The following is a 14,156-nucleotide window of genomic DNA, read 5'->3' as shown; positions in this document are numbered from 1 at the left end:
TCGACCGGCATGGACATGCAGGAAGAAATCGAAGGTCTCGCGATCCTGATCCGCGACCTGCGCAAGCACAAGAACCTCACGCTCGGCGAGCTGGCCGCGCGCATCGGGCGCTCGGTGGGCTTCCTGTCCCAGGTCGAGCGTGGCCTGTCCAGACCGACCGTGGCGGACCTGACCGCCATCAGCGAAACCCTGGGCGTATCGACCACCTATTTCTACAGCCTGGAAAAACCCAGGGCGGTGCCATGGGTGACCCGCCCGGGCGAGCGTCGCACCCTTTATTACGCCGGCGGCATCACCGACGTGCTGGCCTCGCCAAGCATGTCAGCCGGCTTCTCCATGCTGGAAAGTCACCTGGCGCCTGGCGCCACCAGCGGCGAGGGCCACCTGACCGACAGCTCGGAGCAGGGCGGCTTCGTGCTCGAAGGCCAGTTGAGCATCTGGCTGGACGATCAGCCTGAGCCGGTGATCCTCGGCCCCAACGACAGCTTCCAGCTACCGCCGCACAGCCAGTTTCGCTACGCCAACCTTACCGACCAGCCCGCACGGGTACTCTGGGTGTTCCGCTAGCCGGACACGGGAAAACACACATGACCTTCACCAGCCTGTCCGACGAAGTCCGCGCCTTTCGCGCCGCTCACCCCGACGTGCGTTATGTCGACCTGATCTGTCTGGACATCCCCGGGCATTTCTACGGTAAGCGCTACCCCATCGATATGCTGGAGAAGGTCGCCGCTGGCAGCCTGCTCAAGCTGCCGCAAAACTGCGTGTTGCTGGGTGCCCAGGGCGGTCTGCACGAGATCGGCGACTATTGCTTCAATGATGGTGATCCGGATGCCACGCGGCGGCTGATTCCCGGCACGCTGAAACCCGTGCGGTGGGAGCAGCAGCCACTGGGGCAGATGCTGATCAGCTCGGATGGCACCGAATCGCCCATCGAATTCGAGCCCCGGGAGGTGCTGGCCCGCGTGCTGGCGCGCCTGGCGGCCAAGGGCATTCATCCGGTGGTGGCCTTCGAGCTGGAGTTCTATCTGTTCGACCGGGCGCTGAATGACGGTTTGCCGCAATTCCCCCGCGACCCCTTGTGCGACGACGAGGACGACCAGCCCAACCTGCATATCGAGCGTTTGTCGCGGTTCTCCCCGGTGCTGCACGAGATCGTCGATGTGGCCAATGAGCAGGGCATCGACGCCAACGTGATCACCGCGGAGATCGGTCCAGGACAGTTCGAGATCAACTTTGGTCACTGCAAGGACGGCCTGCAGGCGGCCGACTGGGCGGCACTGTTCAGCCGTTTGACCCGCGGCGTGGCGCTCAAGCACGGTCACCGGGCGAGCTTCATGAGCAAGCCTTACCTGGATGCGCCGGGCAGTGGCATGCACGTGCACGTCAGCCTGTACGATGAACAGGGCAACAATCTGCTGGCATCGGACGGCGGCAAGCCGCTTCGTCACGCCGTGGCCGGTTGCCTGGACTGGCTGCCGCACTGCATGCCGATTTTCGCACCGCATCACAATGCCTATCGCCGCTACGGTTCGCGAGTGAACGCCGCCAGCCGCGCCAGCTGGGGATTCGAAGATCGCGATGCCTGCGTGCGAATTCCCGACTCCGACGCCAGTAACCTGCGCATCGAGCATCGCCTGGCCGGCGCCGATGCCAACCCGTACCTGGTGCTGGCAGCGATCCTGGCAGCCATGGACGATGGCCTGCAACAGCGCGCCGAACCCATCGCCCCGCTGAACGAGAATCGCCAGAGCGGCATCGACTTTCCCATGGACATGCTCGGTGCCGTGGCGCAGATGCGCCACCACCCGGCGCTCAATGCCGGGCTGGGCGAGGAGTTCGTGATGGTCTATTGCGAAAACAAGCGCCAGGATCACCTGGCGTTCATGGAGCACATCAACGCCCGTGAGTACCGTTGGTTTCTTTGACTATCTTTGCGCACCAAATGGAAAACCCGCCAAAAGGCGGGTTTTCTCCATGCTGTGCAGGATCAGCGGAACAGCGACCAGCTCACCGCATAGTCGTTGAAGCCCAGGCCCCACAGCGCGACGGTCAGCGCCAGCAGCAACTCCAGCACCAGCACGCCGATGGCCAGCGTACCGCCTGAGATGGTCAGCCCCTCGTTGACCGGGATGCGCAGGAAGGCCGGCATGCCCACGTAAAGCAGACGCGCACTGTAGGCCAGCGCAACGAGGCCGACGACCAGCAGCAGCCAGGCCTTCGGATAGAGCAGGGCGATACCGGCGATGAACAGCGGCGTGGCCACGTAACCGGCGAAGACGATGCAGCGGCGACGGCTAGGGCGGCTGGCGAAGGAGTCGGACATCCAGTGGATGACGTTACCCATGATGGCCACCCCGATCAGCATCAGGATGTAGAACACGATGCCCAGCGCCGCGGCCGTCGGCACCGCGACCTTGTAGGCTTCGCCGCCCAGGTGCCAGCCGATCTGGGTAGTACCGATGAAAGCGCTGACGACGGGGATGAGCGCCATCAGCAGAACGTGACGAGCATAAAGGTTGGTGATGCTTTCCTTTTCCCGGTCGATGTTGCGCCACTCGCGGCCCGGATTGGCCAGCAGCCCCCAAATGTGATTGATCATGACTCTTCTCCTCTGGCTCCAGCATCGCGCCGGCATGAGATACCCGAGAGCTGATCAGCCTGGATTGTGCGGCAAGTGCCATTCAATTCAGCCCTCACAGGTATGAGTGAAGTTCACCGCAATAGGTTTGACCAGAAATTCGCCGCCGGCGCGCGCGCGGCCTTTTCATGGTTGCCAGCGTGCCGCCCCGTGCCGCGGCTGACGGGCTGCAGCGGTGTTCGTGAGAAGGCTGCCAGGGCTCGTAACCGGGTATGTCCAGCGCGGTCGGAAAAACGCCTACCGCTGCCATGCAGCGCCCAGCAGCTACGGCTTCTGGAGGGGCGGCGGGGGAGGGCAGGGCGTATATCCCTAGATTTTTTGTGTGCTCTTTGGCCCCTGCCTCGGGTGGGGTAAAAGTGCTATGTTGCGCACCCTCTCAGGCAGGGCCAGAACATGAGCGACGACAAGGCACTTAATCGATCCCTCGAGCAACCGGACGACGGCAAGCGCGGCGGTTGTCTATGGCTAACCCTGCTGGGGCTCGGCTTCATCGTCCTGGTATTCGGCATCATCATCTTCGCCATCACCCGTGAACAGACCGCCGACGTACAGGCCAACGAGCAGCGCGCCATCCAGGCCTGCTGGGTCAAGGCCAACGATCCGTCCGCCACGCCCACGTCGCGTGCCTTCGCCACCGACAGCTGCAAGGAGATGGAGAAACAGTTCCGCATCAAGTACGACCGGGATCCCCAGTGATGAGCCAGGAACAGGCCGCGCCGTCCAAGCGCTTTCTGCTGATCCTCTGCCTGCTGGTGCTGGTCATCGTGGTAGCCACGGCCGCCTGGGCGTGGAGCCGCTTCGGGGTGTCTTACCTGCGGCCGTTCGGCGACCAGGAGCAGCAGGCGGTGTTCTTCCAGGGCGGCGGCCTCAAGCTGCCTGACGAACTGGCCGGGCCGGGCAAGATTCGCGTGGTACATTTCTGGGACCCGCAGTGCCCATGCCACAAGGAAACCGACGCGCACCTCAATTACCTGATCGGTCTCTATCGTTATTCCGGCGTCGAGTTCTACAGCGTGCAGAAGCCGGGCAGTACCGGCGAAATGCTGCCGTTCTTGCGAGGCAAACTGACGGAGCTGGAATCGATCGAGGGCATCGAGTCGATTCCGGCCAGCCCGGCTATCGCCATTTGGGATCAGAAAGGCAACCTGGCCTATGCCGGTCCCTATAGCGAGGGGTTGGTATGCAACTCCTCGAACAGCTTCGTCGAGCCGATTCTCGACGCGCTGTCGGCCAACCGCAGCGTCTCGGCCGCCAACACCATGGCGGTGGGCTGCTACTGTGACTGGCAAGCGGACAAGGGGCGCTGATTCACCGCGGTAATCCATGAGGTCTTTGAGGCTATTGCTGTGCGACATATTGCCGCGCAGCTGCGCGGATATGAGCCACTATTATGAGTCGCAACGCTCCCGGTGATTCGCGCTCTGCCTGCGAGCGATCCTTCGCTCTCGGGCTACAGCTGCGGTCAGGTGGGGCTTTGCGAGTTGAGCGAGCTGTCACCAGCTGCAGGGTAGCGGCTGGGTTGGCTGGGTCGGGGCAGGCCGGGGCGAGCAATACACCCCGACTATTTGTGGGCCCATCGTCGTTATGCGGTTGGTTTTTTTGGCCGCGTAACCGAAAATGTCGCCCCCTCCGTTTAGTAGTTTCGAAGCTGAAACGATTTCGGTGCCTCGGCGCATCGTTTTCCTGCATGCCTTGCGGTATCGGGCATCAGGCTGAACAGAACGCTATGTGGGATATCACTTTGCTGAAGGTCGTGAAATGAGAGAAGAGAAGTACCACCGCTTGTTCCGCACGCTTCTGACGATTGTCGTGGCCGTCTCCCTGAGTGGCTGCGACTGGGTTCTTTTCGATTCGAAAGGCCAAATCGGCATCGAGCAGCGCAACCTGATCATTACCGCCACTCTGCTGATGCTGATCGTGGTGGTACCCGTCATTTTCATGACCATTCTGTTCGCCTGGCGCTACCGCTCCTCGAACAAGGACGCGACCTACGCGCCTGAGTGGGCTCACTCGCACAAGATCGAGGCCATCGTCTGGGGCGTCCCTTGCGTGATCATCATCGTGCTGGCGGTGATCACCTGGAAGACCACCCACTCGCTCGACCCCTACAAGCCCATCGAGCACGAGAACAAGCCGCTGACCGTCGAAGTGGTTTCTCTGGACTGGAAATGGCTGTTCATCTACCCGGAGCAAGGCATCGCTTCGGTCAATGAACTGTACATCCCGGCCAATACGCCGATCAGCTTCCAGATCACTTCGCAGACCGTGATGAACACCTTCTTCATCCCGCAACTCGGCGGCATGGTCTACGCCATGGGCGGCATGCGCACCCAGCTGCACCTGATTGCCAACGAGCCGGGCGAGTTCTTCGGCGTCTCGGGCAACTACAGCGGCCATGGTTTCTCTGGCATGAAGTTCCAGACCCATGCCACCAGCCAGGAAGAGTTCGAGCAGTGGGTGGCCAAGGTCAAGCAGTCGCCTAACACGCTGGACTTCAACGGCAGCTACCAGATGCTCGCCAAACCGAGTGAAAACAACCCAGTCGAGTACTTCAATGCTCAGCCAGGTCTGTTCCGGCAGATCCTCGGCCAGTACATCGATTACAAGAGCAACCCTGTGAGCGAAGCCGCGCACGCTTCAGGTGCGGAGGAATAAACGATGTTCGGAAAGCTGACACTAGATGCAATACCCCTGCACGAGCCCATCCTCGTCGTCACGATGATTGCCGTCGTGCTGGGTGGTCTCGGGGTAATGGGTGCCCTGACCTACTTCAAGAAGTGGGGCTACCTGTGGACCGAATGGCTGACTTCGGTCGACCACAAGAAAATCGGCGTGATGTACATTCTCGTCGCCCTGGTCATGCTGCTGCGTGGCTTCGCTGACGCGATCATGATGCGTACCCAGCTGGCGATCGCCACGGGTGGCTCCGAAGGCTATCTGCCACCGCACCACTACGATCAGATCTTCACCGCTCACGGTACGATCATGATCTTCTTCGTGGCCATGCCACTGGTGGTCGGTCTGATGAACATCGTCACGCCGCTGCAGATCGGTGCGCGCGACGTTGCCTTCCCGTTCCTCAACTCCCTGAGCTTCTGGCTGTTCGTGGTTGGCGTGCTGCTGACCAACATCTCCCTGTTCGTGGGTGAGTTCGCCATGACCGGCTGGGTCGCGTATCCGCCATTGTCGGGCATCGAGTACAGTCCGGGGGTCGGGGTCGACTACTACATATGGGCGCTGCAGATATCCGGTATCGGTACGCTGCTCACTGGTGTCAACTTCTTCGTGACCATCATCAAGATGCGTGCCCCTGGCATGACCCTGATGAAAATGCCGATCTTCACCTGGACCATCCTGTGCACCAGCGTGATCATCTGCGGCGCGTTCCCGATCCTGACTGCCGTACTCGGCATGCTGACTCTGGACCGTTACCTGGATTTCCACTTCTTCACCAACGAAGCAGGTGGCAACCCGATGATGTACGTCAACCTCCTGTGGGCCTGGGGCCACCCTGAGGTGTACATCCTGATCCTGCCGGCCTTCGGCGTGTTCTCCGAAGTCACTGCGGTATTCGCTCGCAAGCGTCTGTTCGGTTACGCCTCGATGGTCTGGGCTACCGTGGCGATCACCGTCCTGTCGTTCGTGGTATGGCTGCACCACTTCTTCACCATGGGCTCTGGCGCCAGCGTCAACGCCTTCTTCGGTATCGCGACGATGATCATCGCCATTCCGACCGGTGTGAAGATCTTCACCTGGCTGTTCACCATGTACCGCGGTCGTCTGGAGTTCACTTCGCCGATCCTGTGGACCCTGGGCTTCATCATCACCTTCTCCATCGGTGGTATGACCGGCGTACTGCTGGCCGTTCCGGGTGCTGACTTCCTGCTGCACAACAGCCTGTTCCTGATCGCCCACTTCCACAACGTGATCATCGGCGGTGCGGTATTCGGCTACATGGCCGGTATCACCTTCTGGTTCCCGAAAGCGTTCGGCTTCAAGCTGCACGAAGGTTGGGGCAAGGCGTCCTTCTGGTTCTGGATCGTCGGCTTCTACTTCGCCTTCATGCCGCTGTACGTACTGGGCTTCATGGGCATGACCCGTCGTCTGAACAGCACCACCAACCCCGAGTGGGAACCGTGGCTGTACGTGGCCGTGGTCGGCGCCGTGATGATCGGTATCGGTATCCTGTGCACCCTGATCCAGTTCGCTGTATCGATCATCAAGCGCAAGGAACTGGCCGACGTGACTGGCGACCCATGGGATGCTCGCACCCTGGAGTGGTCGACTTCCTCGCCGCCTCCGTTCTACAACTTCGCCGTCACCCCGCGTGGTGATCGTATCGACGAGTTCCACGAGCAGAAGCGTGACGGCCTCCAGCCGGCGCCGAGCAAGTACTCGCCGATCCACATGCCGAAGAACACCGGTGTTGGCCTGATCATGTCCATTGGCGCTCTCGCCTTCGGTTTCGCCCTGATCTGGCACATCTGGTGGCTGGCTGCGGTGAGCTTCGTCGGTACGTTCCTGGTCCTGATCCGTAACAGCTACAACACGGATGTCGACTACTACGTGCAGCCCGACGAGATCGAGCGCATCGAAAAGGCACACATTCAAGCAAAGGCTAATCAGGCGTAAACCATGTCCAGTGAAGTTTTGAGCAACCACGCCGCTCATGACGATGATCATGAGCACGAGCATCACCACGACGCGGGTGAAATGAAGGTCTTCGGGTTCTGGATTTACCTGATGACCGACTGCATCCTGTTCGCGAGTATCTTCGCAGGCTTCGCGGTGCTCAGCACCGCGTACGCCGGCGGTCCTACTCCGAAGGATCTGATCGACCTGAAGCTGGTTCTGGTCGAAACCTTCGCCCTGCTGTTCTCCAGTATCACCTACGGCATGGCCATGCTGGCCATGTACCGTGGCGACAAGGGCAAAGTGCTGTCCTGGCTTGCCGCGACCTTCCTGTTCGGTGTGGTGTTCATCTCGATCGAGCTGTACGAGTTCCACCACCTGATCCACGAAGGTGCCGCGCCGCAGGTCAGCGCCTACTGGTCCGCGTTCTTCACCCTCGTCGGCACCCACGGTCTGCACGTCAGTGCCGGCCTGGTGTGGATGGCCGTGATGATGCACCAGGTCGCCAGCCGTGGCCTGACTCCGGTCACCCAGACTCGCCTGAGCTGCCTCAGCCTGTTCTGGCACTTCCTCGACGTGGTCTGGATCTGCGTGTTTACCGTTGTTTACCTGATGGGGGCTCTGTAATGGCTCATGATCACCACTCTGTCGCTGGCGAGAGCCATGGCAGCACCAAGGATTACGTCGTCGGCTTCGTGCTGTCGGTAATCCTCACCGTGATCCCGTTCGCGATCGTGATGAACCCCGTCATGTCGAAAGCGGCCACGTTGTTCACCATCGTCGCGTTCGCGGTCGTGCAGATCTACGTGCACCTGGTGTACTTCCTGCACATGAACACCTCGTCCGAGCAGCGTTGGAACACGGTTGCCTTCGTGTTCACCCTCCTGATCACCATCATCGTCGTAGCGCTCTCCATCTGGATCATCTGGAGCATGCACTACTACATGATGGCCAATTAAAAGAGAGCAGCCTGATGTTCAAGCAATACCTGCTCCTGACCAAGCCGGGCATCGTCTTCGGGAACATGATTTCCGTGGCCGGTGGCTTCTTCCTGGCTTCGAAGGGGGATATCGACCTGATGCTGTTCTTGGCAACAGCACTCGGCGTCGCTCTGGTGATTGCTTCCGGTTGCGTGTTCAACAACTACATCGATAGGGACATCGATGAAAAGATGGAGCGGACCAAGAACAGGGTGCTGGTAAAAGGCCTGGTTCCGCCGACTCATGCCATCGTTTACGCCTGCATCCTCGGGATTGCAGGCGTTGCCTTGCTCTATAAAGCCACGAATCTGCTTGCAGTCGCCTTGGTCCTGATGGGCTTCGTCGTCTACGTCGGGCTGTACAGCCTGTACCTCAAGCGTAATTCGGTTTATGGAACCCTGGTTGGCAGTCTGTCGGGCGCCGCTCCACCCGTTGTGGGCTATTGCGCTGTAAGCAACGAGTTCGACATGGGGGCAGCGATTCTGCTGCTGATCTTCAGCCTCTGGCAGATGCCCCACTCGTACGCTATCGCCATCTTCCGCTTCAATGACTACCAGGCCGCCAACATTCCGGTGTTGCCGGTGATCAAGGGCGTTCCTGCTGCCAAGCGCAGCATCGTCCTGTACATCGCCGCGTTCCTGGTCGCCACGCTGATGCTGACCATCAGCGGTTACGCCGGCTACAGCTACTTCGTGGTAGCGGCAGTCAGCGGCGCCTACTGGTTGTGGATGGGGGTGTCGGGTTACAAGGCCGTCGATGACAAGGTCTGGGCACGCAAGCTGTTCGTGTTCTCCATCGTCACCATCACCGCCCTGAGCGTGATGATGTCGGTGGACTTCCAGGCCACGCCGAGCCAGATGCTGATGACCTCGGTCAATCACATCTGCGGTGGCGATAACGTCAGTGGTTTCTGTGCGGCATTTGCCTCGCGCTGAGCCTTGACGAGCGAATCGAGCGGGCCCCGTCATCACTGATGACGGGGCCCGTTTTCGTTGTGGGGGCTATGAGGCTTCTAGCGATTTGGAGATATGACGTGAACGAGCAAGACGCCTTCATCACCGGCCTCAAGGATCGCCTACCCGAGGATCTCAAGGATTCCTTCACCACCGAGCAGCTCGCCGCGCTCAAGGTGGCCTTTGGTGCACGGCAGTGGGGCCGCCACCCGGTAGACCTGCGCGGCACGCTCAAGCTGTGGCGCTGGCGCTACTATTTCGTGTTCTTGGCCGGTCGCAACAAGCGCGATCTCAGTCGCGCCCAACAGGAGCTGTCGCTGACCGCCAAGGCGCTGGGGGTCAGTCTGTTCCTGATGATTTCCCTGGCGCTCGGCCTGCTGTTCCTCTACCTGATCAAGTCGGCACTGGGCATCAACCTGTTCTCCGGCTTCTCCCTGGGGCTATGGGACTGGTTCAACCGCGCCTGAACAGCAAGACCTTGAGCCCGCCTTCGGGATTGGCATCGGGGAATTCCGGCGGGTTGTCCAGGCGCCGCTCGAAGCGCAGCTCGGGTGCTTCGCTGGCCATACTGGCGATCAGGAAGTCACTGGCGGTATCCGGGTCGTTGACGCACGCCAGCACGCAGCCTTCGGCGCTGAGCAGTTCGGGAAGCCTGCGCAGAATCTTCCCGTAGTCGCGGGTCAGGGCGAAGCTGCCTTTCTGGAACGAGGGCGGGTCGATGATGATCAGGTCGTACGGGCCGTGGCGCTTGACCTTGCCCCATGACTTGAACAGCTCGTGGCCGAGAAAACTCACCCGGCTCAGATCGTGCTCGTTGAGGCGGTGGTTGTCGCGGCCGCGGCTCAGCGCGGCCTTGGCCATGTCCAGGTTGACCACGTGCTCGGCACCGCCGGCAAGCGCGGCCACCGAGAAGCCACAGGTGTAGGCGAACAGGTTGAGTACCCGCTGGCCTTTGGCCTGTTCGCGCATCCAGCGCCTTCCCAGGCGCATGTCGAGAAACAGGCCGGTGTTCTGTTTGCGGCCCAGGTCGAGCAGAAAGCGCAGGCCGTCTTCCTCGATGACCCACTCGTCCGGCAACTCGCCGACCAGGCACTGCATCGGGCTATCGAGCAGATAGCGCTGCTGCAGCAGCAGGCTGTGGGCGCCGCTGCCGCGCCACTGATCCGATTCGCTCAACTGCCGCAGCATGGCCTGCAGGGCTTGCAACTGATCGGCCTGGGGTTCGCGAAACAGGCACACCAGCACGATGCCTTGCAGCCAGTCGACCGTGATGTGCTCCAGCCCCTCCCAGCAGCGACCGCGCCCGTGGAACAGGCGGCGCGTTTCCCTTGGCGGGTTGAGCAGGGCGTCACTCAGATGTTGGCGGAGCAGGGCGAGGTGGCTGGCGTTCATGATGCGCAGTTATCGGCAGGCGGGGCGCGGCAGTGTAAAGCAAAGCTGTCGGTGACTCATGGGGAGGGCCGTTTCGTGGCCCATAAAAAAGCCCGTCACGAGGACGGGCCAACTATGCCACTGGAGTCAGCGATGTGATGTAGCTGTTACAGGATCGACAACGGGTAGTTGAAGATCAGGCGGTTTTCACTGGCGTCCTGGCCGACGTCACGGCGGACGCTGGAGTTACGCCAGCGGATGCTCAGGTTCTTGAAGGTGCCATCCTGCACGGTGTAGGCCAGCTCGGATTCGCGCGCCCATTCCTCGGCGTCGCTGCGGCCAGCGGTATGGATGTTCGAGCCGCTCATGTAGCGGTTCATCAGCACCAGCCCGGGGATGCCCACGCCTGCGAAGTTGTAGTCGTGACGAACCTGCCAAGAGCGCTCTTCAGGGCTGTCGAAGCTGGTGGTGAAACCATCGTTGACCAGCGTTCCGCCACTGGCACCGTCCACGCGCATGAACTTGGTATCGCCACCCATGCGCTGATAGCCCACGAGGAACGTATTGTTGCCGTGCTTGGCGGACAGAGCGGCCTGATAGACCTTGTTGTTCAGATCGCCGGCTTTGGCCGATCCCTCGTCCTTGCCGGTGACATAACCGAGGTTGGCGCCCAGTACCCAGTCGCCAACCGGCTGGCTGTGCGTCAGCTGCAGGTAGCTCTGCTTGTAGATGTCTTCCAGGCGAGCGTGCCACAGGCCGATCAGGGTGTTGTTGCCGTTGAACTTGAATTCGCCGCCGCCGAAGTTGAAGTCGTCACCGGAAATGCCGTTGTAGGACATGTCTTCACGGCTGGCGTCGTTGCGCTGGCTGTTCTTCCAGAACTGGCCGCCGAACAGCGTCAGGCCATCGATTTCAGCGGAAGTGATCTGCGCACCCTGGAAGGTCTGGGGCAGCGAGCGACCGTCGTCGGCACGCAGGATCGGCAGCACGGCGAACCACTCGCCGACCTTGAGTTCGGTCTTGGAGATCTTGGCCTTGGCGGCTACCGCGGTACGGCCGAAGTCGTCAGGGACATTGCGATTGCCAGCGGGGCCATGCTCTGGCAGCAGGCCGCTGTTGCTGGTGTTGGCATTGCCGTCCAGCTTGACCGAGTAGAGGCCCAGCACATCGATGCCGAAGCCCACGGTGCCGGCGGTGTAGCCGGAGCGAGCATCGAGAATGAAGCTCTGCGTCCAGCCCTCTGCCTGGCCTTGGCGCTCGCCATTGATCACCGGGTCGGTACCGTTGAGGTAGTTACGGTTGAAGTAGTAGTTACGCAGGTTCAGCGACACCTTGGCATCGTCCACGAAGCCTTCGGCATGGGCGGCGAACGGCACGGCCAGGGCCATGGTTCCGGCGCCGATCAGGCCCAGCGAGATGATTTTGCGTGCGGTCATTGTTGTTGTGCTCCCGATTTTTGAACAGCCCGCCCTCTGCCGATCGCTGATCGACATGCCGTGAGGTCGGTGTGGAATGCCCCTTACAGGGCGCAGACCTGCGCCATGGCGCAGGACTCTGCCTCAGGCCCTAGCCATCGGCGAATAAGTGGCGCGCAGGTATCGAGATGAATGCGACGGATCGGGCGCGGGTGCCCGGAAGACGGTATGCAGGTGACGTGAGGCTGGCTTCATGATGCGACCTTTTTTGTTTTTATAAGGCTTTGTTGTCATACAACATTGGCGGCGATTATCGACAGCTCCCAATCGGCTTGTCAACGCAAGCCGATGAAAAGATCACCTGATATTTCCATCTGAGCCCGGCCGATACTTGCTACCTATAGCAAAAGCCTTGTGGAAAGAGGCTTTCAGGTTATAGCGGCACGCTCTGGAAGGTTTTTCCACGTCGCTGCTCGGATGATCTACAGACGCCCTCGTCAGTGGAACAATGTTATGCGATAACTGATGACGACATCAAAACAAGAGAAGCGACATGCCACATTGCCTGATCGAAGGTTCCCGCTCCCTGCTGCAAAACGTGAGCGGTAGCGAATTGGTAACCAGGGTTCACGCGGCCGCCATGGGCAGCGGATTGTTCAAGGAGGGCGAGGTGAAGGTGCGACTAAGCCTTTACGATCACTTCACGGTTGGCGGTAGCGAGGAGGATTTCGTGCACGTGATCGTCTATCTGCTGGCCGGTCGTACCGACGAGCAGAAGAAAGCGCTGTCCATGGCCATCGTGCGTGCGCTGCTGGAATGCCTGCCGGCGGTTCAAAGCCTGTCGGTAGATGTACGCGACATGCGCCGCGAAGCGTTCAGCAACCGCCGCAGCTGCCTGGACGCTGGCTGAGCGTAAAAGGGCGGCAGGGATTGCCGCCCCGCATGGCTTAACCGCGGTAGTAGCGCTGGGCCACGAATGGTGTCTTGGCGACCTTCATGGCGACACGCTTGCCGCGCACCAGGGCCCAGACCTCGCTGTCCACGGCGACATGGCTACTCGGCACGTAACCCATGGCCAATGGAGCACCCAGGCTCGGGCCGAAGCCGCCACTGCATACCAGGCCGATGACTTCGCCCTCGGCGTTCACCAGCTCGGCACCTTCGCGTACCGGGGTACGCTCCTGGGGCAGCAGGCCCACGCGCTTGCGAGCGACGCCATCGCGCTGCTGGGCGAAGAGTCGTTCTGCGCCCGGAAAGCCGCCGGGGCGAGCGCCGTCGGCGCGGCGTGCCTTGGAAATGGCCCACAGCAGGCTGGCTTCGATGGGCGTGGTGTCGGCGCTCATGTCGTGCCCATACAGGCACAGGCCGGCTTCCAGGCGCAGGGAGTCACGGGCGCCAAGGCCGATGGGCTGCACTTCCGGCTCGGCCAGCAGGCTGCGCGCCAGTGCTTCGGCGTGACTGGCGGGTACGGAAATCTCGAAACCATCCTCGCCGGTGTAGCCGGAGCGGCTCACATAGCAATCGACGCCGAGCAGGCGCACGGGCTTGAACTGCATGAAGGTCATCTTGGCAACTTCCGGCGCCAGGCGGGTCAGCACCTCGACCGCCTTGGGGCCTTGCAGGGCGAGCAGGGCACGCTCGAAGCGCGACTCGATCTGGCATTGGTTGGCGATGCGCTGCTGCAGGTGCATCAGGTCCTGATGCTTGCAGGCGGCGTTGACCACCAGAAACAAGGTGTCATCGCCCAGGTTGGCGACCATCAGGTCATCGAGGATGCCGCCGTTTTCATCGGTGAACATGGCGTAGCGCTGCATGCCCACGGGCAGGTCGACGATATCCACCGGCACCAGGCTTTCCAGTGCCGCGGCCGCACCGGCGCCACGCAGGATGATCTGGCCCATGTGCGAAACGTCGAACAGGCCGGCGGCTTCACGGGTATGCAGGTGTTCCTTCATCACGCCGAGCGGGTACTGCACCGGCATCTCGTAACCGGCGAACGGCACCATGCGTGCACCCAGTTCCAGGTGCAGGGCATGGAGCGGGGTTTTCGCCAGGATTTCAGTGGTCATGGCGCTCTCCTGTAAGAGGCTGTGAGCGGCCCGCGCAAGCGCGCGGGCGTCGTGAAAGAGGAGGCGGCTGCCGGGCGAGCCGGCAGCCGGAGCGC

The 14,156-nt window shown here is 61.3% G+C and carries 15 protein-coding genes; 11 read left to right on the top strand and 4 right to left on the bottom strand.

Translation table 11 applies throughout. The annotated features are described in order from the left end of the window. Positions 1 to 9: 9 nt before the first annotated feature. Together BVH03_RS19130 and BVH03_RS19125 are read left to right on the top strand one after the other, a co-directional pair. Positions 10 to 567, top strand: coding sequence for a helix-turn-helix domain-containing protein (locus BVH03_RS19130; protein ID WP_075962692.1), 558 nt, complete (start codon positions 10 to 12; stop codon positions 565 to 567). A gap of 20 nt (positions 568 to 587) precedes the next feature. Further along, on the top strand, positions 588 to 1,928 hold the full coding sequence (locus BVH03_RS19125; RefSeq protein ID WP_075962661.1) for a glutamine synthetase family protein: 1,341 nt from the start codon (positions 588 to 590) through the stop codon (positions 1,926 to 1,928). Positions 1,929 to 1,990: 62 nt separating this feature from the next. Here BVH03_RS19125 and BVH03_RS19120 read toward each other — a convergent pair whose 3' ends face one another. Then, positions 1,991 to 2,602 carry a Yip1 family protein gene (locus tag BVH03_RS19120; protein WP_075962660.1) on the bottom strand — a complete coding sequence of 204 codons (612 nt, stop codon included), beginning with the start codon at positions 2,600 to 2,602 and terminating at the stop codon, positions 1,991 to 1,993. Between the two features lie 432 nt (positions 2,603 to 3,034). On the opposite strand from BVH03_RS19120, the gene BVH03_RS19115 reads away from it, so the two are divergent. The 8 genes from BVH03_RS19115 (at position 3,035) to BVH03_RS19080 (ending at position 9,673) form a co-directional block, all read left to right on the top strand. Then, entirely contained in the window at positions 3,035 to 3,337 is a 303-nt protein-coding gene (locus BVH03_RS19115; protein WP_075962659.1) for a hypothetical protein, read from the top strand. Continuing rightward, a complete protein-coding gene (locus BVH03_RS19110) occupies positions 3,337 to 3,948 on the top strand; it encodes a DUF6436 domain-containing protein (RefSeq protein WP_075962658.1) in 612 nt (203 codons plus the stop codon). Before BVH03_RS19115 ends, BVH03_RS19110 begins: the two co-directional genes overlap by 1 nt. A gap of 451 nt (positions 3,949 to 4,399) precedes the next feature. Next, a complete protein-coding gene (gene cyoA, locus BVH03_RS19105; RefSeq protein WP_075931744.1) occupies positions 4,400 to 5,296 on the top strand; it encodes a ubiquinol oxidase subunit II in 897 nt (298 codons plus the stop codon). A gap of 3 nt (positions 5,297 to 5,299) precedes the next feature. After that, entirely contained in the window at positions 5,300 to 7,273 is a 1,974-nt protein-coding gene (cyoB, locus tag BVH03_RS19100; protein WP_075962657.1) for a cytochrome o ubiquinol oxidase subunit I, read from the top strand. Between the two features lie 3 nt (positions 7,274 to 7,276). Continuing rightward, positions 7,277 to 7,900 (top strand): cytochrome o ubiquinol oxidase subunit III, encoded by a 624-nt coding sequence (gene cyoC, locus BVH03_RS19095; protein ID WP_075931742.1) that lies wholly within the window; start codon positions 7,277 to 7,279, stop codon positions 7,898 to 7,900. After that, complete coding sequence (cyoD, locus tag BVH03_RS19090; protein WP_075962656.1) at positions 7,900 to 8,232, top strand: cytochrome o ubiquinol oxidase subunit IV; 333 nt, start codon at positions 7,900 to 7,902, stop codon at positions 8,230 to 8,232. The genes cyoC and cyoD overlap by 1 nt, the downstream gene beginning before the upstream one ends. 11 nt (positions 8,233 to 8,243) lie before the next feature. Then, complete coding sequence (gene cyoE, locus BVH03_RS19085) at positions 8,244 to 9,188, top strand: heme o synthase (RefSeq protein WP_218189553.1); 945 nt, start codon at positions 8,244 to 8,246, stop codon at positions 9,186 to 9,188. Positions 9,189 to 9,286: 98 nt separating this feature from the next. Beyond that, a complete protein-coding gene (locus BVH03_RS19080; protein ID WP_256574756.1) occupies positions 9,287 to 9,673 on the top strand; it encodes a 3-phosphoshikimate 1-carboxyvinyltransferase in 387 nt (128 codons plus the stop codon). Here BVH03_RS19080 and BVH03_RS19075 read toward each other — a convergent pair. Both BVH03_RS19075 and BVH03_RS19070 read right to left on the bottom strand, forming a co-directional pair. Beyond that, the gene (locus tag BVH03_RS19075) at positions 9,660 to 10,598 is read right to left on the bottom strand and encodes a class I SAM-dependent methyltransferase (protein ID WP_075962653.1); all 939 of its coding nucleotides are present in this window, start codon (positions 10,596 to 10,598) and stop codon (positions 9,660 to 9,662) included. The two genes, BVH03_RS19080 and BVH03_RS19075, sit on opposite strands and share 14 nt — an antisense overlap. Before the next feature lie 146 nt (positions 10,599 to 10,744). Beyond that, the gene (locus BVH03_RS19070; RefSeq protein ID WP_075962652.1) at positions 10,745 to 12,013 is read right to left on the bottom strand and encodes an OprD family porin; all 1,269 of its coding nucleotides are present in this window, start codon (positions 12,011 to 12,013) and stop codon (positions 10,745 to 10,747) included. A 532-nt stretch (positions 12,014 to 12,545) separates the two neighbouring features. Here BVH03_RS19070 and BVH03_RS19065 point away from each other — a divergent pair. After that, entirely contained in the window at positions 12,546 to 12,902 is a 357-nt protein-coding gene (locus BVH03_RS19065; RefSeq protein ID WP_075962651.1) for a 5-carboxymethyl-2-hydroxymuconate Delta-isomerase, read from the top strand. 37 nt (positions 12,903 to 12,939) lie between these two features. Here BVH03_RS19065 and gcvT read toward each other — a convergent pair whose 3' ends face one another. After that, entirely contained in the window at positions 12,940 to 14,061 is a 1,122-nt protein-coding gene (gcvT, locus tag BVH03_RS19060; RefSeq protein ID WP_075962650.1) for a glycine cleavage system aminomethyltransferase GcvT, read from the bottom strand. Between the last annotated feature and the right edge of the window lie 95 nt (positions 14,062 to 14,156).

The organism is Pseudomonas sp. PA15(2017), from assembly GCF_001945395.1.
In the GTDB taxonomy this organism is placed as follows: Bacteria; Pseudomonadota; Gammaproteobacteria; order Pseudomonadales; family Pseudomonadaceae; genus Aquipseudomonas.
The sequence above is the reverse complement of the archived record's forward strand: the minus strand, read 5'-3'. Positions and strand labels throughout refer to the sequence as shown.

Coding starts and splice junctions, on each gene's coding strand:
- BVH03_RS19130 (WP_075962692.1), top strand. CDS start 10: ATGGACATGCAGGAAGAAATCGAAGGTCTCGCGATCCTGATCCGCGAC.
- BVH03_RS19125 (WP_075962661.1), top strand. CDS start 588: ATGACCTTCACCAGCCTGTCCGACGAAGTCCGCGCCTTTCGCGCCGCT.
- BVH03_RS19120 (WP_075962660.1), bottom strand. CDS start 2,602: ATGATCAATCACATTTGGGGGCTGCTGGCCAATCCGGGCCGCGAGTGG.
- BVH03_RS19115 (WP_075962659.1), top strand. CDS start 3,035: ATGAGCGACGACAAGGCACTTAATCGATCCCTCGAGCAACCGGACGAC.
- BVH03_RS19110 (WP_075962658.1), top strand. CDS start 3,337: ATGAGCCAGGAACAGGCCGCGCCGTCCAAGCGCTTTCTGCTGATCCTC.
- cyoA (WP_075931744.1), top strand. CDS start 4,400: ATGAGAGAAGAGAAGTACCACCGCTTGTTCCGCACGCTTCTGACGATT.
- cyoB (WP_075962657.1), top strand. CDS start 5,300: ATGTTCGGAAAGCTGACACTAGATGCAATACCCCTGCACGAGCCCATC.
- cyoC (WP_075931742.1), top strand. CDS start 7,277: ATGTCCAGTGAAGTTTTGAGCAACCACGCCGCTCATGACGATGATCAT.
- cyoD (WP_075962656.1), top strand. CDS start 7,900: ATGGCTCATGATCACCACTCTGTCGCTGGCGAGAGCCATGGCAGCACC.
- BVH03_RS19075 (WP_075962653.1), bottom strand. CDS start 10,598: ATGAACGCCAGCCACCTCGCCCTGCTCCGCCAACATCTGAGTGACGCC.
- BVH03_RS19070 (WP_075962652.1), bottom strand. CDS start 12,013: ATGACCGCACGCAAAATCATCTCGCTGGGCCTGATCGGCGCCGGAACC.
- BVH03_RS19065 (WP_075962651.1), top strand. CDS start 12,546: ATGCCACATTGCCTGATCGAAGGTTCCCGCTCCCTGCTGCAAAACGTG.
- gcvT (WP_075962650.1), bottom strand. CDS start 14,061: ATGACCACTGAAATCCTGGCGAAAACCCCGCTCCATGCCCTGCACCTG.